Annotated in this window: 18 protein-coding genes and 1 pseudogene; 5 read left to right on the forward strand and 14 right to left on the reverse strand. The window is 61.0% G+C overall.

The window, feature by feature from the left end; all coding sequences use genetic code 11:
- The first annotated feature begins 4 nt into the window (after positions 1-4).
- Entirely contained in the window at positions 5-1,255 is a 1,251-nt protein-coding gene (locus AC1DWA_RS20800; RefSeq protein ID WP_020969930.1) for a KasA/KasB family beta-ketoacyl-ACP synthase, read from the forward strand.
- 45 nt (positions 1,256-1,300) lie between these two features.
- Positions 1,301-2,632, forward strand: a pseudogene (locus tag AC1DWA_RS20805) (acyl-CoA carboxylase subunit beta); the annotation flags it as partial.
- 110 nt (positions 2,633-2,742) lie between these two features.
- Here AC1DWA_RS20805 and AC1DWA_RS20810 read toward each other — a convergent pair.
- The 13 genes from AC1DWA_RS20810 to AC1DWA_RS20870 all read right to left on the reverse strand — a co-directional run bounded on the left by AC1DWA_RS20810 (position 2,743) and on the right by AC1DWA_RS20870 (position 17,628).
- A complete protein-coding gene (locus AC1DWA_RS20810; protein WP_003941617.1) occupies positions 2,743-3,252 on the reverse strand; it encodes a DUF3145 domain-containing protein in 510 nt (169 codons plus the stop codon).
- 128 nt (positions 3,253-3,380) lie between these two features.
- Positions 3,381-4,220 carry a serine hydrolase domain-containing protein gene (locus AC1DWA_RS20815; RefSeq protein WP_070386530.1) on the reverse strand — a complete coding sequence of 280 codons (840 nt, stop codon included), beginning with the start codon at positions 4,218-4,220 and terminating at the stop codon, positions 3,381-3,383.
- Between the two features lie 36 nt (positions 4,221-4,256).
- On the reverse strand, positions 4,257-5,384 hold the full coding sequence (locus AC1DWA_RS20820) for an NDMA-dependent alcohol dehydrogenase (RefSeq protein WP_019748970.1): 1,128 nt from the start codon (positions 5,382-5,384) through the stop codon (positions 4,257-4,259).
- A gap of 309 nt (positions 5,385-5,693) precedes the next feature.
- On the reverse strand, positions 5,694-6,998 hold the full coding sequence (locus AC1DWA_RS20825) for an HNH endonuclease signature motif containing protein (RefSeq protein ID WP_477846940.1): 1,305 nt from the start codon (positions 6,996-6,998) through the stop codon (positions 5,694-5,696).
- A 63-nt stretch (positions 6,999-7,061) separates the two neighbouring features.
- Positions 7,062-7,736 carry a response regulator gene (locus AC1DWA_RS20830; protein WP_019748972.1) on the reverse strand — a complete coding sequence of 225 codons (675 nt, stop codon included), beginning with the start codon at positions 7,734-7,736 and terminating at the stop codon, positions 7,062-7,064.
- A complete protein-coding gene (locus AC1DWA_RS20835; protein WP_019748973.1) occupies positions 7,733-8,935 on the reverse strand; it encodes a sensor histidine kinase in 1,203 nt (400 codons plus the stop codon). The genes AC1DWA_RS20830 and AC1DWA_RS20835 overlap by 4 nt, the downstream gene beginning before the upstream one ends.
- 18 nt (positions 8,936-8,953) lie before the next feature.
- A complete protein-coding gene (locus AC1DWA_RS20840) occupies positions 8,954-11,170 on the reverse strand; it encodes an MMPL family transporter (RefSeq protein ID WP_477846941.1) in 2,217 nt (738 codons plus the stop codon).
- A gap of 95 nt (positions 11,171-11,265) precedes the next feature.
- Positions 11,266-12,183 carry a carbohydrate kinase family protein gene (locus AC1DWA_RS20845; protein ID WP_019748975.1) on the reverse strand — a complete coding sequence of 306 codons (918 nt, stop codon included), beginning with the start codon at positions 12,181-12,183 and terminating at the stop codon, positions 11,266-11,268.
- Between the two features lie 95 nt (positions 12,184-12,278).
- Positions 12,279-13,373, reverse strand: coding sequence for an ABC transporter ATP-binding protein (locus AC1DWA_RS20850; protein WP_477846942.1), 1,095 nt, complete (start codon positions 13,371-13,373; stop codon positions 12,279-12,281).
- 27 nt (positions 13,374-13,400) lie between these two features.
- Complete coding sequence (locus AC1DWA_RS20855; RefSeq protein ID WP_007731137.1) at positions 13,401-14,267, reverse strand: carbohydrate ABC transporter permease; 867 nt, start codon at positions 14,265-14,267, stop codon at positions 13,401-13,403.
- Positions 14,267-15,217 carry a carbohydrate ABC transporter permease gene (locus AC1DWA_RS20860; RefSeq protein ID WP_019748978.1) on the reverse strand — a complete coding sequence of 317 codons (951 nt, stop codon included), beginning with the start codon at positions 15,215-15,217 and terminating at the stop codon, positions 14,267-14,269. Before AC1DWA_RS20860 ends, AC1DWA_RS20855 begins: the two co-directional genes overlap by 1 nt.
- On the reverse strand, positions 15,214-16,566 hold the full coding sequence (locus tag AC1DWA_RS20865) for an ABC transporter substrate-binding protein (protein WP_019748979.1): 1,353 nt from the start codon (positions 16,564-16,566) through the stop codon (positions 15,214-15,216). Before AC1DWA_RS20865 ends, AC1DWA_RS20860 begins: the two co-directional genes overlap by 4 nt.
- Before the next feature lie 63 nt (positions 16,567-16,629).
- Positions 16,630-17,628, reverse strand: a complete 999-nt coding sequence (locus AC1DWA_RS20870; protein WP_477846943.1) for a sugar-binding transcriptional regulator — start codon at positions 17,626-17,628, stop codon at positions 16,630-16,632.
- Positions 17,629-17,767: 139 nt separating this feature from the next.
- Here AC1DWA_RS20870 and AC1DWA_RS20875 point away from each other — a divergent pair, with 139 nt between their 5' ends.
- Positions 17,768-18,778 carry an NAD(P)-dependent alcohol dehydrogenase gene (locus AC1DWA_RS20875; RefSeq protein ID WP_477916989.1) on the forward strand — a complete coding sequence of 337 codons (1,011 nt, stop codon included), beginning with the start codon at positions 17,768-17,770 and terminating at the stop codon, positions 18,776-18,778.
- Between the two features lie 7 nt (positions 18,779-18,785).
- A complete protein-coding gene (locus tag AC1DWA_RS20880) occupies positions 18,786-20,258 on the forward strand; it encodes a mannitol dehydrogenase family protein (RefSeq protein WP_477916970.1) in 1,473 nt (490 codons plus the stop codon).
- Here AC1DWA_RS20880 and AC1DWA_RS20885 read toward each other — a convergent pair whose 3' ends face one another.
- Entirely contained in the window at positions 20,259-20,777 is a 519-nt protein-coding gene (locus AC1DWA_RS20885; RefSeq protein ID WP_477846944.1) for a DinB family protein, read from the reverse strand.
- A gap of 243 nt (positions 20,778-21,020) precedes the next feature.
- On the opposite strand from AC1DWA_RS20885, the gene AC1DWA_RS20890 reads away from it, so the two are divergent.
- Positions 21,021-21,362: a hypothetical protein gene (locus tag AC1DWA_RS20890; protein ID WP_020969943.1), complete on the forward strand. Its 342-nt coding sequence runs from the start codon at positions 21,021-21,023 to the stop codon at positions 21,360-21,362.
- The last annotated feature ends 101 nt before the right edge of the window (positions 21,363-21,463 follow it).

Genomic DNA, 21,463 nt, shown 5'->3' on the forward strand with positions numbered 1-21,463 from the left:
GACCGTGACTTCCGCTTCTACCCGCAAAGGGAAATTCCCCGACATCGTCGTCACGAGCCTCGCGACGTCGACCTCGGTGGCTGGTGATGTGGATGGCACGTGGAAGGCGCTACTCGCCGGCGAAAGCGGCATCGGAATCCTCGATGACCCGTTCATCGACGAGTTCGACCTTCCCATTCGCATCGGCGGGCACCTGAAGGTTTCACCAGACGAGGGCTTGTCCCGCGTCGAAATTCGACGGATGAGCTGGGTGGAACGCCTTGCCCTCACGTTGAGTCGCACGGTCTGGAGCAACGCCGGCAGCCCCGAAGTCGATCAGGACCGCCTCGCGGTTGTCATCGGCACCGGACTCGGCGGCGGCGACACGCTCATCGACGCCGTCGACAAACTCCGTGGCGGCGGATACCGCAAGGTGTCCCCGTTCTCGGTGCAGATGGTCATGCCCAACGGACCGGCCGCAACGGTCGGGCTCGAACTCGGGGCCCGCGGTGGAGTCATCACCCCGGTCTCGGCATGTTCGTCGGGATCCGAGGCAATTGCTCACGCTCACCGCATGCTTGTCATGGGTGACGCGGACATGGTTGTGGCTGGTGGAGTCGAGAGCTTCATCGACGCGGTTCCGATCGCGAGCTTCGCCATGATGCGTGCAATGAGCACCAACAACGACAATCCGACCGCAGCTTCACGTCCTTTCGACAAGGACCGTGACGGATTTGTCTTCGGCGAAGCCGGCGCACTGATGATCCTCGAAACCGAGGAACACGCAAAGGCACGCGGGGCCACCATTCATGCCCGCCTGCTCGGTTCCGGAATCACTTCGGACGGGTACCACATCGTGGCACCGCATCCGGAAGGCCTGGGCGCGGCGCGAGCCATGACCCGAGCAATCGAGATGGCCGGACTGACGAAGTCCGACATCAAGCACATCAACGCCCACGCCACTGCGACGCCGATCGGTGACATCGCAGAGGCAAAGGCAATCAACGCAGCGGTCGGCAATCACGCTGCGGTGTACGGCCCGAAATCCGCGCTGGGACACTCGATCGGCGCTGTCGGCGCCCTCGAATCAGTCCTCACGGTTCTGGCGGTGCGTGACGGGATCATCCCGCCCACGCTCAATGTTGACAGCCAGGATCCAGAAATCGATCTCGATGTCGTCAAGGGTGAACCCCGAACCGGCTCTTTCGATTTCGCACTGAACAACTCGTTCGGTTTCGGTGGGCACAATGTCGCGCTCGCCTTCGGTCGGGCCTAGCCCGAACCGCGGTTTGCACCTGTCCGCGGGTGCACAACAGTGCCGCTCCACGCCCGTGACAAGTCCGGCGTGCTCGCTGCGTCCGGAAACATCGACGGCGTCCGCACCATCGCATACTGCTCCGATGCCACCGTCATGGGCGGCGCAATGGGCGTCGACGGTTGCAAACACCTCGTCAAAGCCATCGATACCGCCATCGAGGAAGAGTCCCCCATCGTGGGTCTCTGGCACTCCGGTGGCGCGCGTCTGGCTGAAGGCGTCGAAGCACTCCACGCAGTCGGACTGGTCTTCGAGGCCATGGTCCGTGCCTCCGGTCTCATACCTCAAATTTCCGTCGTGCTCGGCTTTGCCGCTGGTGGAGCCGCGTACGGTCCAGCCCTCACCGATGTCGTGATCATGGCGCCGGAAGGCCGAGTGTTCGTCACCGGCCCAGACGTAGTTCGCAGTGTCACCGGTGAACAGGTCGACATGGTGTCACTCGGCGGTCCGGACACACACACCAAGAAGTCGGGTGTCGCGCACATCGCCGCACACGACGAGGCCGACGCATTGCACCGCGCACGACGCCTGGTCTCGATGATGTGCGAGCAGGGCGAATTCGATCAGCGGGCAGCGGAACTCGGCGACAGCGATCTGCGCGCCATGATGCCTGCGTCCGCAAAACGTGCATACGACGTTCGTCCCATCGTTCACGAAATGCTCGACAACGTCGAAGGCGAGTCGAGCTTCGAAGAACTGCAAGGCAATTACGCGCGGAGCATCGTCACCGGTTTCGGCCGGATGGCCGGACGCACGGTTGGCGTCATCGCGAACAACCCACTGCGACTCGGGGGGTGCCTGAACTCCGAAAGTGCAGAGAAGGCCGCTCGATTCGTGCGACTGTGCAACGCATTCGGCGTGCCGCTCGTAGTCGTCGTCGATGTTCCCGGGTATCTGCCTGGCGTGTCGATGGAGTGGGAAGGCGTGGTTCGGCGCGGCGCGAAGTTACTTCACGCCTTCGCCGAGGCGACTGTCCCCCGCGTCACCGTTGTCACTCGAAAGATCTACGGCGGCGCCTACATCGCAATGAACTCGCGAGCACTGGGAGCCACGGCCGTTTTCGCTTGGCCCAACTCCGAAGTGGCCGTGATGGGCGCGAAGGCTGCTGTCGGCATCCTGCACAAGCGGGCTCTCGCTGCGGCACCGGACGACGAGCGTGAAGCATTGCACGACCGTCTCGCTGCCGAACACGAGGCGATCGCAGGCGGCGTCGACCGCGCTGTCGAAATCGGCGTCGTCGACGAGGAAATCGACCCGGCGAAGACTCGCAGCATCGTCACCGCTGCGCTCGCGTCTGCACCATCTGTCCGTGCGCGCCACAAGAACATTCCGCTCTGACAACCCTGGACAGCAAGGTGGGCCTCGCCGATACGGCGGGGCCCACCTTTGTCATTCAAGTCTTTGTCGTTCAATCCGCGAGAGCACTCAGGGTTCAGGATGGACCTCGGTCAACTGACACGCCTACGCAGCCATGTCACTTCGGCGCCTTCGCCCGAACTCCGGAAGGGCTCGAGTTCCTCGTCCCACGGTGCGCCTATCGCCCGATCGATCTCCGCGGCGATGTCTCCACCGGAATTCATGATGGACCGCAGTTTCATCTCCCCAACAACGACATCACCGTTCGCACTGGTGGATCCGCGCCACAAGCCCAGACCGGGCACATGGCTGTACCGTTCGCCGTCGACGCCGTGGCTCGGGTCCTCGGTGACCTCGAAGCGCAACATCGGCCACGCCCGTAGCGAATCGACCAGGCGGGCACAGGTTCCGACGGGACCTGTCCAGTCCGTCGTCGCACGCAGAAGTCCGTCGTAGGCAGGCTGTGAGGTCCATCTGAGCTTGGCAGGGCTGTCCAACGTGGCGGACAAAGCCCAATCCACGTGCGGGCACAGCGCCGCGGGCGACGAGTGGATGTAAACCACACCAGTCGTCACGTCCGCGAATTGATTCATTTCGCGCACTCGAGCCTCCTGCTTCGACGAGGGACGTCTTCCCCAACGACCTCTGTCGAGTTCGTGCAGCACGCTCGATTGAACAGTGTGCCTTGTGTTACCCGTGTTGCGCCAGTGGAAGGAGAGAAATTTGTGCTCTATCGCGAAACTTCACCGACTACGCCATCTGACAATTCAGTCCACAAAGGCTTGGCCCAATCACCGAAGTCGCGATCGGTAAGCACGACGCACGCAGTATCGATCGTGGGATCGACCCACAGGAACGTCCCGGACTGGCCGAAATGACCGAAAGTTGCGGCCGAGTTCTCGAGACCTGTCCAATGCGGACGCTTCTCGCCGCGAATTTCGAATCCGAGTCCCCAGTCGTTGGGGCGCTGAGAGCCGTATCCCGGAAGAATTCCGTTGAGCCCCGGGAACTGCACGGTTGTCGCCTCTGCGAACGTCTGCGTCGAGATCAGGGTCGGCGAGAGCAGTTCAGCCGCGAACTTGGCCAAGTCGTCTGCCGATGCCTGCGCACCGTGACCGGCAGGACCGACAAGAGCCGCGCTGGTCATCCCCAACGGCGCGAACACCGCCTCGGCAAGATAGTCGGCAAATTCGATCTCGGTCTCCCGGGAAACCAACTCGGCAAGCACCTCGAATCCCGCACTCGAGTAGATCCGCTTCGACGCCACCGGCGCCTGAACAACACGTTCGGCGAATGCCAACCCGGAAGCATGTGCGAGGAGATGACGAACGGTCGACCCCTCAGGCCCGGCCGGCCCATCCAACTCGACCGCCCCTTCCTCCACCGCCACGAGAATCGCGTAGGCGCACAACAGTTTTGTCACCGAAGCCAGGGGGAAAACATGCGACTGGTCGCCGCTGAAACCACGAATGCGGTCGCCCTCACCCGGATTCTTCCCGGAGAGGACGACCGCTGCCGCATTGTCGACCGGCCACTGCTGAATTACGTCGAGACTGTGAGTACTGGGCACCCGATCAGACTACTGGCACAAGAGTTGCGCTTTCGATCACCAGTCAGCTTCGGTGTAGCGGATGACGCCGCGGATGTTCTTGCCATCCAACATGTCCTGGTACCCGTCGTTCACGCCTTCGAGCGTGTAGGTCCGAGTGACCATGTCGTCAAGGTTCAGCTTGCCTGCCTTGTACATCGCGAGGAGGTTAGGCACGTCCTGGCGAGCGTTGCCACCGCCGAAAATGTTGCCCTGAAGGTCCTTCTGAAGCATCGACATCAGGAACAGGTTCAGCTTCACATCCATGTCCGTCAGGTGCCCCATTGCAGTGACAACACAACGACCAGCCTTTGCCGTCAGAATCATGGCTTCTTCGACGTACTCACCCTTCATTTCGCCGACGGTGATGATCGTCTTCTGCGCCATACGTCCGTACGTAGCGTCGATGATCGGCTGAATGGCAGCGGCAGCGCTTTCGAAAGCGTGCGTTGCGCCGAACTTCAGAGCCTGCTCACGCTTCCACGGCACGGGGTCGATGGCAAAGATGTACCGGGCGCCCGATGCAACCGCACCCTGTAGCGCACTGATACCGACGCCGCCGACGCCCATGATCACAACGTCTTCGCCGGGCTTCACATCGGCGATGTGGGTTGCCGATCCCCAACCGGTCGGGACGCCGCAACCGACGAGTGCGGCAACCTCGAACGGAATGTCCTTGTCGATCTTCACCACTGACGACTGGTTCACGACCATGTAGGGCGAGAACGTCCCTAGCAGGCACATCGGGATCACGTTTTCGCCGCGAGCCTGGATCCGGTACGTGCCGTCGCTGATGGCTTGGCCGCTGAGGAGACCCATCCCGAGGTCACAAAGATTCTGATGTCCGGCCGAACACGCCGGACAGGTTCCACAAGCCGGAATGAAGGACAGAACGACGTGGTCGCCGACCTCCAGGCCCTTGACCTCCGGGCCGAGCTTGGTGATGACGCCCGAACCCTCGTGCCCGCCCATGACCGGGAACGACGGCATCGGGGTCGCGCCGGTGACGATGTGGTGATCGGAGTGGCACATTCCGGCCGCTTCCATGCGAATTTGAACTTCGCCGGCTACCGGCTCGCCGATCTCGATCTCCTCGACGGACCACTTCTCATTGAGGCCCCACAGGATTGCACCCTTGGTCTTCACGTCACTTCACCCTTTCATTCGCACACCCGCATCTATCTCTGTGACCATAGCCACAAATCCGCGAAATTGGAACGTGTTCTAACGAAAGATTTTGCACTGCAGGTCAGACGTCCAAATGACCTGGCACAACCGGCTTGGCGACGACGAAAGAATCACCCACTGAGTGGGACAGGCCACACGGGCACCCGAAAGTAGAGCCGCCCCCGAAAGCACGCACCCATTCGACTCCACCTCCCACCAATCGGTCGGACACAGAGCAGGGTCCGAGACAGGCCTGGCCATGTTCTGGTGCGTGTGAGGTTTAACCCCTCAGGTTTTGAAGGTGGTGTTCGCCGGCCGCGGGTGCTGCTGCGGATCGATCGAGGGTGGTGGGATGAACCACGGTTTGTTGTCGACGCCGATGCGGATCACCCATTTTCCGACGAAACCCGTTTTACGGTGCATCAGCCGGTGATGCGAACGACACAGCAGGACAAGGTTGCTCATCACAGTCGGGCCCCCGCTCGCCCAGTGCCGGATATGGTGCGCATCCGTCCACGCCGGTACACATGTGCAGCCCGGGAACGCGCAACCTCTGTCGCGGGCGATCAACGCCACTCGCTGCTCCGCGGACACCAACCGTTTCCCGGGTTTCGCATCGAGCGGTGCGCCGTGATCATCGAGCAGAACAGTCGAGAGGAAACAATCGCACCCGAGGAGTCTGGTCTGCGATACCGACAGCGGACCGAGCCACGGCATGTGCCCGACATCGATATCCGACACAGCCACTCCACCACCATCGGGCGAGGGTGCGGCGGCGCAGTCACGGTGCTCCGCCAGATCACGGGCGTTGATGTGCACGTTCACGTGCGGACGCTGACCACCATCGGTACCGGTCTTGGCGCAGTCCAGATACCGCCGGATCAGTTCCGTGAACCCATCCGCGGTCCGCTTCGCCGCCGACCGAGCATCCGGGGTTCCATCCGGAGTGGGGGTGGGCATCGTCAGACTCGACAACGCCGACAGCAACATTTCTCCGGTGAGAGCGTCGAAATCCCCGCGCACCACCACCCGACCGTTCAATGTCGACGCGATCCGGAGCTCGTTACGATCCACATCCTCGGCGGGTGGAATGTCATCGGACTCGAACACTCGCTCCAAGGTCGCGATCACGTTCCGGACCTTCGTCGTCGTGGCCTCCACACCGGAAGCAGCAGCCAACAACAAATCGATACAGCGAGGCAACGCGGCGTCCGGCATGCCCTTCGGCGGGGATTCACAGAACGCCACGATCAACACCGCATGATCGAACGAGCAATCCCCGACATCGAACCGAGCAGCCACCGCCGGAAACGGCCGAAGCGCCGCACCCAACGCGGCGATCTTCTTCCCATCCCGAACCTGCAGCATCGTGTTCGCCGCCAACCAGCAACCCACCCCGCGGCTCGCAATCACCTGATCATCCGGCCGCAACGACAACTCGTCCACCACCGCCACACGAACAGCCTCGAGACGAAAAATCTCCGCACTCGCCTCGATAGCAGCGGTACGTAACTCCGCAGCGGACAACCGCCACAGTCGTCCGCGCAACCCCACCGCAGAACCAGACACCACATCCGACAACAGAACACTCATTGAATCCCCCGATCCCCTCCCCAACAATACTCGAACACCCGTTCGAGTCAAGAGTTTCTCGAGTCAATCCACCGAGCGTCCCGGAATCACCACACCGCATTGATAGGCGAGAACCACCAGTTGCGCGCGGTCACGGACATCCAGTTTCGTCATCGCCCGGTTCACATGGGTTTTTGCCGTGACCGCGCTGATCACCAATTCCGCGGCGATTTCGTCGTTGGACATCCCGAGGGCAACGAGGGTGACCACTTCGAGTTCGCGTGGTGTCAATTGACCGAAAATCCCGGAAGTCGAGTCGGCCCGCGACGGAGTGGAAAGGAATCGAGAAATCAACGCGCTGGTCGCAATCGGCGACAACAAAGAGTTCCCACCTGCGACCGTCCGAACAGCATCGAGTAGATCCTCCGCTCGGATTCCTTTGCCGATGAAGCCGCTCGCTCCCGCCCGGATCGCCTGTGCCACATGTTCATCCACTTCGAAGGTCGTCAGGATCAGTACGTGTACGTCGGACAAATCCGGATGATCGGCGATCATGGCGGTCGCTTCGACTCCGCTGGTGCCCGGCATGCGAATGTCCATCAGTACAACGTCGGGTCGGTGCTCGAGCGCCGCCTGGAATGCCTGCTCTCCGTCTGCCGCCTCGGCGACCACCTCCATGTCGTCTTCCGAACCGATCAGCAGCGCAAGCGTTTGACGGAAGAGCGCCTGATCGTCCGCCACTACCACCCGAATACTCACGACTCCTCACGCTCCGAACCGCTGGAGACCGAGACCAGCGGCAGTTGGGCGTCCACACGAAATCCCCCGTCCGCGCGGAATCCTGCTGAGACCTCGCCTCCCATTGCCTGTGCCCTCTCCTTCATTCCCAGCAGTCCGTACCCGGGCGGTGACGTCGAAGGCACTGCCGTTCCGGAGTTTTCGACCGACAGCACCAGAACCTCGGCTTCGTACGACAACGACACGGTGACGGCCCCTGGCAACGCATGCTTGCTCGCATTCACGAGTGCTTCCTGGATAATTCGGTACGCCGTGAGGTCTACTGCTGGCCCCAGAGGGCGCAGCGAACCCACTGCGCGCACTTCGATTTCCATTCCCGCACTGACGAATTGATCCACCAGTGCCGGTAGATCCGAAAGCCCCGGTGCCGGTTTCATCGAGCGATCACCGTCCTGAGCGTCACGGAGAACTCCGACCGTGGCCCGAATTTCATCGAGTGCCGCCTTGGACGTTTCCTCCACTCCGCGTAGTGCAGTCGTCGCCTTCTCGGGGTCTTTCCCGATCAAGTGCGACGCGACCCCGACTTGCAGGTTGACCAAGGCAATGTGGTGCGCGACAACGTCGTGCAGGTCTCGCGCAATCCGCATCCTTTCTTCGACGACGCGGTGTCGGGCCTCGTCCTCGCGCATTCTTTCCGCTTGCACCGCGCGCGCCTCGACGGACTCCAGATAGGCTCGGCGAGAACGGACCTCGGCGCCGGCGAAACTTGCCATCAGCAACCAGGCCAACAACCCCAGTGCCTCCTGCAGGAGATTGTTCCCCACTCCCAGGAAGATTGTGACGAGCATCAGCGAGCTGACTGTGCTCGCCGCTGCGAAGAAGGTCCTCCGGCGGTCACTCGTGCTGGCAACGTAGTAGAGGCACACCATCGCCGCGGAACCTGTGCCGGCATTCGGCGGCGCTGACAGTGCAATCATCAATACGCCGAGAAGTACTGCCACCGCCAGCGCCGAGAACGGGTAGCGCCTCCGGAATACGATGGTTGCCGCTGCGATCGCTGTTACAAGGACTCCCACAACTGTTACTTCGCGGGTGTCATTGCCATCGAGCGCGATGCGGTGCGCCGTCCACGTGGCAAGGAGCACGAGGATCGTCAGTGCCAGATCGATGGTGCGCGGGTGTTCCGCACACCATCGACCCCACGTCGATGTCGAAGTCATCGATCTACCGTATCCGGGTCATACCGACAACTTGTCGCTCGTGGGTTCACTGGATTCCTTCGAATCTGCGAGCAGCGCAGTTAACTGCTCCCCCTCGACATCGACGTTCGGGACCAACCGGTCCAGCCATGAGGGGAACCACCATGCCTTCGAGCCCAACAGGGACATGACGGCCGGTACGACGGTCATACGAATCACGAAGGCGTCGAACAGAACCGCGAACGAGAGTCCGAGTCCGATCTGCATGATGAAGGCGTCGCCGCCGAAGATGAAGCCCGCGAAAACGGCGATCATGATCAGCGCCGCGGCCGTGACGACTCGGGCGCCCTGGTCGAAGCCCTTCACGACTGCTTCGTCCGGTCCGTCACCGTGGACGAACGCTTCACGCATTCTGGTCACGAGGAACACCTGGTAGTCCATCGCCAACCCGAAGACGATGCCGATCATGAAGATGGGCAACATCGCCACAACTGATCCGGTTTGGCCTTCGATTCCGAGAATGCCGGCGAACCAACCCCACTGGAAGATCGCGACCAACACACCGAACGTCGCACCGATCGAGAGCAGAAATCCGAGAGTTGCCTTGAGCGGTACCAAGATCGAGCGGAACACCAGCATCAAAAGAATGAAGGCGAGGCCGACGACCAATGCGAGGTAGGGAACGAGGGCATCAGCCAGGCGGTCCGAGACGTCGATCGTCAACGCTGTCTGACCGGTGACCGACATCGTGGCCCCGGTCTCGTCGGTCAGTGATCCGGCGACCTCACGTATATCTGCGACGAGCGCCTTTGTTGCCTCGGTTTCCGGGCCACTCGAGGGAACCACCGTGATGACTGCTGTATCGCCGGCCTGATTGAGTGCTGGCGGCGTCACTGCCGCTACGTCGGGCAGAGCACCGAGCTTTTCCTGGGCGCCGCTCAATGCCACTGCCGGATCTGCGGCGTCGGCAACGTCGACAACCACCATGAGCGGACCGCTGAAGCCGGCACCGAACCCCTCGGAGAGTCGGTCGGTAGCCCTGGCGGCAGTTGTGTCGGGCACTGGTGGGCTCGCCAAACTCAGGTTGATTCCGAAGGTGGGGATCGCCAGCAATCCCAGCCCGAGGACTGACGCGAGCAAAACCGGAACTCGACGCCGGATCACGAACTTGGCCCATCGCGAGCCCGCCCCCTCCGACTGTTTCCGGTGTGTCAGTTCACCGCCGGACGCCAGCAGTCGACGATCAGACCGACTCAGGACGCGCGACCCTGCAAATCCGAGTGTGGCGGGCAGCAGCGTCAGTGAAATCACCACTGCAACAGCAACTGCGAATGCTGCAGCCAGACCCATGCTTGTCAGGAACGGGATGTTCACGACGAACAGTCCGGCTAGTGCGATAAGGACGGTCAACCCCGCGAACACTACAGCCGAACCCGCAGTCCCCGCTGCGCGGCCCGCAGCAATTTCCGGATCATGTCCGTCACGTAGTTCGGAGCGGTAGCGCGAGACGATGAACAGCGAATAGTCGATCGCCACGGCGAGCCCCAGCATCATTGCCAGGACGGTTGTGCTCGAACCCAATTCGATGAAACCAGTTGCGATGGTGATCGTGCAGATCGCGATGCCGATGCCGATGAGCGCGCTGATCAAAGGAAGCCCCGCCGCAACCAAGGAACCGAAGGTGACGGTCAGCACCACCGCGGCGATCGCGACTCCGATCACCTCTCCCATGGATTCGGCGCTGCTTTCCATCAGCACGTTGCCGGCAACATCGACTGCCAGCCCTGAATCCGAGGCGTCGTGGACGGCGGACTCGAGCAGTTCTTTCGAACTGTCCGGCAAGTCCATCGAGTCGGCGGTATAGGAGACCTGCATGTATCCGATCGTCCCAGTCGGCGACACTCCGTCGGATGCATACGGATCCGATACCGCTGCAACCTCGGGGTCCTTCCCGAGCGCAGAGACCAATTCACTGACGGATTGTCGAATGGCCGGATCGGCGAGCGTCGTGCCCGCCGGAGATTCGAAGACTATGCGAGCACTGGCTCCGCCGGTGGACGATTCCGGGAACCGTTCAGCCAGAAGGTCCTGTGCCGCTTGCGATTCTGTGCCCGGGATCGACAATGTATTGACGGTCGGACCGGACAGCGTTGCTGCGCCTACTCCGCCCGCCACCAGCAGGACGACCCAGAAGCCCACCATTGCCCAGCGGCGGCGAAACGCGAGTCGTGAGAGTTTGTACAGGAATATCGACATGCGTATCACTGTGCCGATACACGACCCCGTCGCACATCGTGCACAGGTAGGCAGTTCGACGTACTGCGCTCGCAGTAGGGCGGTGGTCCCCAGTGCTAGACGGGCAGGCCCAACTCCCTTGACCACGGCGGATCCGCCCCTGGTCGTGACACGGTGACGGCTGCCGCGCGTGCGGCAAAGGTCAACGCGGCCGACCAGTCTGCCTCGGAGAACCCGCGCACAACGGCGACATCGAGTGCGTCGTGACGATCAAGGTAGGCCAGCAGGGCTCCGTGTACGGTATCTCCGGCACCGATCGTGTCCGCGACGTCGACTGCGGGCGCCGGCACCGAAACATCGAGTTCCTTGGTGATCAACCGCAACCCGTCACCGCCACGGGTGAGCAGTACGGCGCCGACGCCTTCGTCGAGCCACTCGGCGCCGTCGACCGAACCCAACCACTTGGCGTCGTCGTCGCTCACTTTGAGAATATCGATGGCGGGCAACCACGAACGAAATCGTCGTCGATATGCTTCCGGGTCCGAGATCACCGCCGGACGAATGTTGGGGTCCACCATGGTGAGTCGACCGCGGGCGTGCGCTTCGTGCAGCATGGCTTCGTAAGCGGAGGCCCCGGGCTCGAGCACCAGCGACAGCGTTCCGAACGAGAATGCCCGGGCAGAGGGAAGTTTCGGCAGCGCGAACTGTCGATCCGCCGTTCCCTCGAGGTAGAAGGAATACCGCGCACCTCCGTCCGCTGCAAGGTTCACGACGGCCAGAGTTGTCGGCTCGGGCCCACGTTCGACTCCGGTTGTGTCGACATTCGACGCGGCCAGCGAGTCGATCATCCGATCTCCGAACGCGTCGGTGGACAAGCGAGAGACGAATCCCACGTCGGATCCGAGTCGACCCACTGCGATCGCAACGTTGAACGGTCCACCGCCCAACTTGGGTGAGAAGTTCTCCCCCACCGGAACCAGATCAACCAGTCCCTCACCACACACCACGACGGATCGTTCGCGTGTATCACTCATCGGTAGACCCTAACCTTCTCACCAGTCGAAGATGGATGTGACCTGCTCGGCACGAACGAGTTCGGGTGCCGAGCAGGTCACGATTGTGGTGGGATTCAGCTACCCACGCGCTCACCCGTAGTCGGGTCGAAGAGGTGAACAGGACCGTCCACCCGCTCGAAGCCCAGCGTCTGGCCGTACTGCAGCTTCGATCGCCCGCCGGTGCGTGCAACGAGCGAGATCGGGTCGGCTTCGGTACCAGGCACGTGTGCGTAGATGTACGACTCGTTGCCCAGTTCCTCCACCAGGTCGATCTGAGCTGCGATTCCGTCTCCGGCAGCAACCACCTGGAATTGCTCGGGCCGAATTCCCACTGTGACCGAAGCCAGACCGGCCGCGGCGATTGCCGCCATCTGCTCGCGGTCCAGCGGAACCTCGACGTCGCCGAAACGCACCCCACCCGAACTGACCGGCGCCGTTACCAAGTTCATACCGGGAGATCCGATGAAGCCTGCAACAAACGCATTGGCCGGCCGATCGTAAAGTTCGGTCGGAGAGGCGAATTGTTGCAACTTGCCGCCCCTGAGCACTGCCACGCGATCACCCATCGTCATCGCTTCCACCTGATCGTGCGTGACGTAGACGGTGGTGGTTCCGAGACGACGCTGCAACGCCGCGATCTGCGTGCGGGTCTGGACGCGTAGCTTTGCGTCGAGGTTGGAGAGCGGCTCGTCCATGCAGAACACTTGCGGTTCACGAACGATTGCTCGGCCCATGGCAACTCGCTGCCGTTGGCCGCCGGAAAGCTTGGCCGGCTTGCGGTCGAGGTATTCCGTCAGGTCAAGCAGTTTGGCCGCTTCGGCAACTTTCTTCTTGCGCTCCTCGACGGGCACACCGCGCATCTTCAACGCGAACCCCATGTTTTCGCCGACGGTTTTATTGGGGTACAGCGCGTAATTCTGGAAGACCATTGCGATGTCGCGATCCTTCGACGGGACATCGGTCATGTCCTTGCCGTTGATGGTGATCGCACCGGAATCGATGTCCTCGAGCCCCGCCAACATGCGCAGGGCCGTGGACTTTCCGGAACCTGACGGACCGACGAGCACGATGAACTCCCCGTCCTTGATGTCAAGATCGAGTGAATCTACAGCGAGAGTCCCGGCACCTTCGTAGATGCAAGACGCTTTCTGGTACGAGATTTCAGCCATGACGAACTCCTGAGAGGGTGAGGAGAATTATTTGATTGCACCGAAGGACAGGCCGCGCACCAGTTTGTTCTGGGCGAACCAACCGGCCAGGATGACGGGCAATGCCGCCATGGTCGCTGCCGCGGAGAGCCGAGCCCAGTACAGGCCCTCGCCGGTGATGAACCCGACCAGGAAGACCGGAATCGTCTGCGCTTGAACAGCTGTCAGGTTGACTGCGAAGAAGAATTCGTTCCACGAGAAGATCACGCAGATCAGCGCAGTCGCAGCAATTCCGGGCGAGATCAGCGGGAGGATCACCTCTCGAACCGAGGTCCACAAACTCGCGCCGTCCATGCTGGCGGCTTCGAGAAGCTCGCCGGGGACTTCGAGAAAGAACGAACGCATCATCCACACTGCGATCGGCAGATTCATCGATGTGTACAAGATGACCAGCGCCCAGATGTTGTCGAGCAATCCGATGTCGTTGACGATCACGTACAGCGGCACGATTGCAGCGACGACTGGGAGCATCTTGGTACTGATGAAGAAGAACAGCACATCCTGCGTCTTCTTCACCGGGCGAAGAGACAATGCAAACGCAGCCGGAACACCCAGTAGCAGAACAAGAATCGTCGACATTCCTGTGGCAAATGCCGAGTTCGCCAGCGTTGTACCCAGACCGGAATCGAGGACGGCACGGAACTGTTCGAGGGTGGGAGTGAAGAACAGCTTCGGCGGATCCGTGTAGGCGTCTGCCTCGGTCTTGAACGCGGTCAGGACCATCCAGAAGACCGGGAAGAAGAACCCGAGAGCGGCGATCCACGCCACGACCGACCACGGACTGAACTTACTGCTCTTCTTTTTCTTGACGACGGGTTTGTCGGTCGTCACGCTTGTCGTCTCTACGGCAGTCATCACGCCGCCTCCTCGTTGCCGGTGAAGCTCTTGAAGATCAATCGGAGCGCAAGTGTCGAGACGATGATGGTCGCGATCACTGTCACGACACCCATCGCCGCAGCTTGACCTACGTCGAAGCCGAGGAACGCGCGCTGGTAGATGTAGAACGGCAGGTTCGAACTGGCCACGCCTGGCCCGCCCGACGTCATCATGTACACCGCGTCAAAGGTGTTCACGAGGTAGATCGCACCCAGAACTGCACCGAGTTCGATGAAGCGGCGCAGGTGCGGCAGTGTCAGTTCGCGGAACATCGCAAACGGCTTGGCTCCGTCCACCCGTGCGGCTTCGAGGATGTCTCGGGGCATGGACTGCAAGCCGGCCAGAATGAGCAGCATCATGAAAGGCGTCCACTGCCAGATCAGATTGATCATGACGGCGGCGAGCGGAAACTTGCTGACCCAGTCGACCTGGCCGACACCGAAAGGCTGGAGGACAAAGTTCACGATACCGAACACCGGGTCGAACATTGTTGTCTTCCAGAGCAATGCGCCAGCGACGGGGGTGATGAGAAATGGCGTGATCAGCAGTGTCCGCACGATCCCGCGACCGAGGAAGGCTCTGTCGAGTAGGAGTGCCAACGCGAGTCCGAGGATCACCGAAACGATGACCGTACCCACGATCATGATGACCGTGTTGACCGCGACTTCCCGAAACTGACTGTCCTTGAAAACCTCGATGTAGTTGTCGAACCCGTTGAAGTGCCGCGATCCCGGCCGGACAAGGTTCCACGACTGCGTCGAGTAGTAGAGGGTGAACAGAAACGGAATCTGGGTGACGACGATCGAGAAGATCAACGCCGGCAACAGGGGACCTCTACGACGCCAACCCTCGGCGCGGGAGATCTTCTTTTCGACACGGACCGGTGGCGCGTCGTCCACCGTAGTTCTGGGCTCGGCAACCGTAGTCATCGGTTCTCCTGATAGGTCTTGCCGACCACCTCGGCATACTGCTGGGATTGTTCGAGCGCTTCTTTCACGCTCTTCTGACCCGCGATGGCAGCACTGATCTGCTGGCTGACGCGAGTGCCCAGGTCCTGAAACTCAGGGATTGTGAGGAACTGGACGCCGGTGTACGGAACCGGTTGCACTGTCGGGTTTTTCGGATCTGCATTGTTGATCGATTCGAGGGTGATCGGCCCGAATGCCTGTGCGGCCTCTTGATACTCCGGAATCTCGTAGGTCGAAAGGCGACTTCCCGGAGGAACTCTCGACCAGCCGAGTTCGGTTCCGACCTTCTGGATGTAGTCCTTGTTCGTCATCCAGGAAATGAACTTCCAGGCGTCATCTTTGTTCTTTGCCGACTCCGGGATTCCGAGCGCCCAGGTGTAGAGCCAACCAGGATCGGACTTCTCGACCTTCGGGGCCTTCGCATATCCGATGTTGCCGACTACCTTCGACGACGCAGGGTCCTCGAGAACTGACACAGCCGACGTCGCGTCGTACCACATCGCCGTGTTGCCTTGCGCGAATTGTGTTGCACATTCACCGAATCCGCTTGTGGCAGGACCCGGCTGACCGTGCTCCTTGACCGTGTCCACGTAGAACTGAACCGCATCCTCGACCTGCGGACTGGTCAACTGCGCATTCCAATTCTCGTCGTACCAGCGTCCACCGAAGGTGTTGATCACGGTGTTCAGCGGTGCGAGTACCTCACCCCAGCCAGGCTTTCCGCGCAAGCAGATTCCCGCCATCTTGGCATCCGGGTTGTCGAACTGCGCTGCCCAACCTGCAACTTCTTGCCACGTCGGGTCTTCGGGAACTGTTATCCCAGCCTGATCGAACAGATCCTTGCGGTACATCAGGAACGACGACTCCCCATAGAACGGGACCGCGTACATACTGTCCTCGTATGACAGAGAAGTCTTGATCGACGGTATGAAGTCGTCCTCGTCATAACCGGGCGTCTTGTCTGCATACTCGGACAGGTTCGTGAGCCAACCGTTGGCGGCCCACTGAGGTGTCTCGTAGTTGCTGATCATCACGACGTCGAACTCACCGCCGCCGGTTGCCGTCGACGCTGTGATCTTGGCGCGCGCCTGATTCTCGGAAAGGCTGACGAATTTGAGGTCGATGCCAGGGTTCTCGGCTTCGAAAGCCGGCGCCAGTTTGATGGCGTCCTGCATCTGCGAGTTCGACACCATCGCGATGGTGACTGTTCGTTCGCCGGAACCACCGAGCGCGCCAGCGCCCGCACATCCCGACACCAGGAGGCAGAGCGCCGCCGCGGCAGCGCCCCACACTCGTCTTCCTGTTTTCACGGATTACCTTCCTTCACACTTGCGTGTCAGTCGCGCGCTCGGACAGCGAAACTCGTGAGATCGCTAGCCTTCGAGCAGCCACTGGGCGCACTCGACGTCGGTGACGAGTACGTTTGCCAAACCTCCGTGCAATGCGCCCAGAACGGCCTGGCGTTTGTGTGTTCCCCCCGAAATCAGAATCGTCTGATCGCAGGATTTCACTGCATCGAGCGATACGGAGACCGTTCGCTCAGGCAGTGGCCCCTCCACTGGATTGCCGTCGATTGTGTAGAAACGGCCGCCGATTTCACCGACAGCGCCTCGACTTTCCAACTCGTCCAGCATGGTCGAGTCGACGAAGCTACCGGCAAACAAGGTCGTGGCAGTCGAGACGGCACCGACTCCGAAAACCATGATGTCGGAATCAGTTCCGGCTTGCAGCGCCTTCGAGATGACCGAGTCGTTTCGCATCGACTCCACAGTCGCCGGGTCGGCATATAGCGGAGCATTGAGGCGAATAGGATTGGCCTGCAACTGTTGTGCACATCGGCCGATGGTGAAGTCGACACCGGTTTGGTAGTCGGTCACCGTCATGGAGCCGTCAAGTTGTACCACAGCCGAGCACTTCGCCGCCTTGTCTGGCAAAGATCCTGCTACCGCAACGGTTTCCGGACCCCAGGTAAACCCGAGAACGCTCGACGGCTGCAGACGACGAACCAGAACTTCCGCTGCTCGTCGGCCGAGCGCGTCGAAGTCCGGATCGTCCGAGTCCGAATTTGCTTCGGGCACAATCAAAACTTCGGCCAACCCGAAGTGCTTCTCCAGTTTCGATTCCAACTCCGTGTTCACCGAACCTTCGAGCTCCGGCGGCACCATAATCTCGACCCTGACCAAACCTTGCGTCCGCGCCCTGGCCAACAGCCGCCCGGCCGTAGGCCGCGAGACGCCCAACTTCGCTGCAATCTCCGCCTGAGTAGCGCCTTCGAGGTGATACATGGTCGCTGCCCGCAAGGCGAGCCGCACATCCTCGGAAGCCGGCAACTTCGACGACTTGAGTCCTGTGGGCTGAGCCGACTGGTTCACACGGTCTCCTTGTGCATCAGGTTCAAAGTTTCTCGATCGTGAGCAAATGCTCACTAGATGTTCTTATGCTCATTAAGCTAACATCTACGCTGTGACCCACACAACAGTTTCCGGAGAATCCGTCGATCTACCTGCGACAATTCGGGCAAATGTCCTCGTTGAGACCGGAAAGATGCAGATGGTCGAGAGACCACGACCGTCCCCGAAGACGGGTGAAGTCCTCGTTCGCATCCATGCAGTGGGCGTGTGCGGGTCGGACGCGCACTACTTTCACGAAGGTCGCATCGGCCCTTACGTAGTCAACTCACCGCTCGTTCTCGGACACGAAGCATCTGGACGCATCGCCGCAGTCGGTGACGGCGTCGACCCAAGACGCATCGGGCAGCGCGTCTCCATCGAGCCTCAGAAGCCCGATCCGACCAGTTCCGAATCCAAGGCAGGCAGATACAACCTCTGCCCTCAGATGGAGTTCTTCGCGACGCCGCCGATCGACGGTGCGCTGACCGACTACGTCACGATCGGTGCCGACTTCGCCCATCCCATCGCAGATTCCGTGTCCTACGAGGCAGCTGCGCTGTTCGAGCCACTCTCCGTAGGGATCGCCTCCGCCCAGAAAGCGGGAATCACTGCCGGCTCTCGTGTGTTGATCGCCGGCGCCGGCCCGGTAGGAATCGTGACGACGCAGGTGGCCAAGGCATTCGGCGCGACGGAAGTCATCGTCTCGGACATCGATGCGGCCCGGCGTGATGTGGCACTGAAATTCGGCGCAACAACCGTCGTTGATCCTCGTGAAAGCGACGTACGCTCGCTGGCCGTCGATGCGTTCATCGACGCCTCGGGTGCCACGGCCGCAGTGATCGACGGGATTCACGCAGTTCGGCCCGCTGGGACCGTCGTTCTGGTCGGAATGGGTRCCGACGAGATACCGTTGCCGGTCCCGATCATTCAGAATCGCGAACTGATGCTCACCGGAGTGTTCCGATACGCCAACACGTGGCCGATCGCCGCCGCACTGGTCGCTGCCGGGCGCGTCGACCTGGATTCGATGGTCACAGCACGCTTTTCACTCGAACAATCGCAAGAGGCCCTGGTGGCCGATCGCATTCCCGGCAGCATCAAAGCCGTAGTCATCGTCGCCGAAGGAGACTAGAACTTTCATGGAACTCAATACGAAGACCTTGCTCGACTTCGATGCTGCACTCGAAGTGCCGACCTACGACCGGAGCAAAGTCACTACCGGCATAGTGCATTTCGGTGTCGGAGGCTTTCACCGTGCACACCAGGCCATGTACATCGATACCCTCCTGCGACGAGGTGAAGCCTTCGACTGGGGAATCTGCGGAGTGGGAGTGATGCCGTCGGACAAGCGAATGAAAGACGCACTCCGCGCGCAGGACGGCCTCTACACGCTGGCGCTCAAGCATGCTGACGGAACCCTCCAGGGCCGGGTCATCGGGTCGATCGTCGAGTACTTGTTCGCGCCCGACGATCCGGAGGCGGTGATCGAAAAGATGGCATCCGAATCGACGAAAATCGTATCTCTCACCATCACCGAGGGCGGATACAACATCTCGCACACTACGGGCGAGTTCGACGCGTCCCATCCCGATGTGATGCACGATCTCGAGCCGGGAACACTCCCMCGCACCACCTTCGGTCTGATTTGTGCGGCCCTCGCACTCCGTCGCGACCGGGGCCTCGCTCCCTTCACGATCATGAGTTGCGACAACATCGAAGGCAACGGATCGGTCGCCAGGACGGCAGTCGGAGCGTTCRCCGCCCTGAAGGATCCCGAACTTGCGGAGTGGATCGACGAGAACGGCGCCTTCCCCAACTCCATGGTCGACCGGATCACACCCGTCACGACAGCCGAGGTGACCACCGAGATCGCCGAGACGTTTGGCGTGGACGATCAGTGGCCGGTCGCAGCTGAGCCGTTCACCGCGTGGTTCCTCGAGGACGAGTTCACCTCAGGCAGGCCACCTCTGGAGAATGCCGGCGTCAATCTCGTGCCGGATGTTCGCCCGTACGAACTGATGAAACTGCGCCTTCTTAATGCCAGCCATCAAGGCATCGCGTACTTCGGCTACCTTGCCGGATACCGCCTGGTCCACGAGGCATGCCAGGACGAACTCTTGTCAGGGTTCCTGCTCGACTACATGAATCTGGAAGCGACGCCGACCCTTGATCCGGTACCCGGCGTCGACCTCGATCAGTACAAGAAGACCCTCATCGAACGATTCTCGAACCCCCAGGTCCGCGACACGATTGCGCGTCTGTGCGCCGAGTCGTCCGATCGAATTCCCAAGTGGCTGTTGCCCGTCATCCGGACCCAACTCGACACCGGTGGGTCGATCAACCTGTCCACCGCAATTGTCGCCAGCTGGGCCCGCTACGCCGAGGGCACAGACGAGAACGGAGATCCCATCACCGTCGTCGATCAGCTGTCGGACGCTCTGGTGCCGCTCGCCCAGAAACAGTCGAGCGACCCGTTGGCCTTCATCGGGTACCGCCAAGTGTTCGGCGATCTCGTGGACGATCGCCGATTTGTCGCAAGCTTCCGAAAGACCCTCGACTCGTTGCACTCCGTCGGAGCCAGAAGAACCCTCGAGGAGGTGCGCGGGCTCTGACTACGCCCAGACGTCGTGCAGGTGATGGATCGGATCGTGAATGAAGTAGGCCGCCAACGATTCGACGGTGAACGCCGATCCGTCACTGCGGAGACCCCGTCGTTGGCGGCTACCCTCTGGCACGGTTTCGAAGGCATTCGCGACCTCCGCGGCGGCGTCGGACAATTCCGATGCCACCGTTGCCGGATCTTGGTCGTTGTACCGCTCGGCCTCAGCTGTTGCGTCTTGATCCCAGTTCTCGAATCGCGGATCGTCGAATTCGAGCATCTGTTCCAACCGCACCTTGAAGATCCTGAACACGTCGCGTACGTGGGCGGAATACTCCAGCGCTGACCATGTTTCGGTGTCCGGTCGCTCCGTCACATTCTCGCGCTCCAGTACCTCGGCCCACGAGACGGCATTGCTACGCACAAGATCTGGAACATCCGCGAACGCAACAGCGGACGAATCAAACCCGCACTCGCCGCATGGGCGTTCGAGGACCCAGGTCCAGTTCTTTGTATCCGGGGTGATCGGCATGGATCGAGAATAGTCCGCCAGGGCGGGGTCAGTCTGCTTCGATCGGCCGATGAAGCGAATCATGCTCGGTATTGCGGTTACCTTCGTGCTGACGCTCTCCGCGTGTGGCGCGGAAGTGGGCGCACCCTAGCCGCGCAACAGCAAGAGCAGGCGGTGGTCGTCAATTCACTTCATTCGAGTGCCCGGGGCGAATGTTGATCCGTATTTCCATCATCGTTTGCGGCATCTGGTTTGATTCGAAACATGCGCTCTTCGCTCGCCTTGTCCACTCTCGCTGCCGGCTTGTTGATTGCGGGCTGCGGGTCGCAGACAGTGCAGCAACCCGACACCGCAACGACAACAACCGAAACGGGCGGAACGTGGGTCCGAAGGCTCGAAGTACCAGACTCCGTCGAAAAGATCTGCCAGTCGATACTCGGATTGGCCGAAGAATTGGGACGTACTCCTAGCGATTCCGCGTCACCGATCGATCGAGTCCGCGAATACATGAGCGGACCATACCGCGACTGGAGGGGATTCGACGCTGAGGGGCGTCAGCGCATCCAGGAAGCCTTCGAAGCTGCGGAATCGGGATCTTGCGGTTGAGCAACGCGGGGCGTCCGATTCGCCTATCGCACAACGGAATTACAAACAACGACGTATGAACGTCATTCCGTTCGTGACAAATATTCGTTCGTCAGCGAAGG

Source organism: Rhodococcus sp. P4_F3_2 (assembly GCF_056401335.1).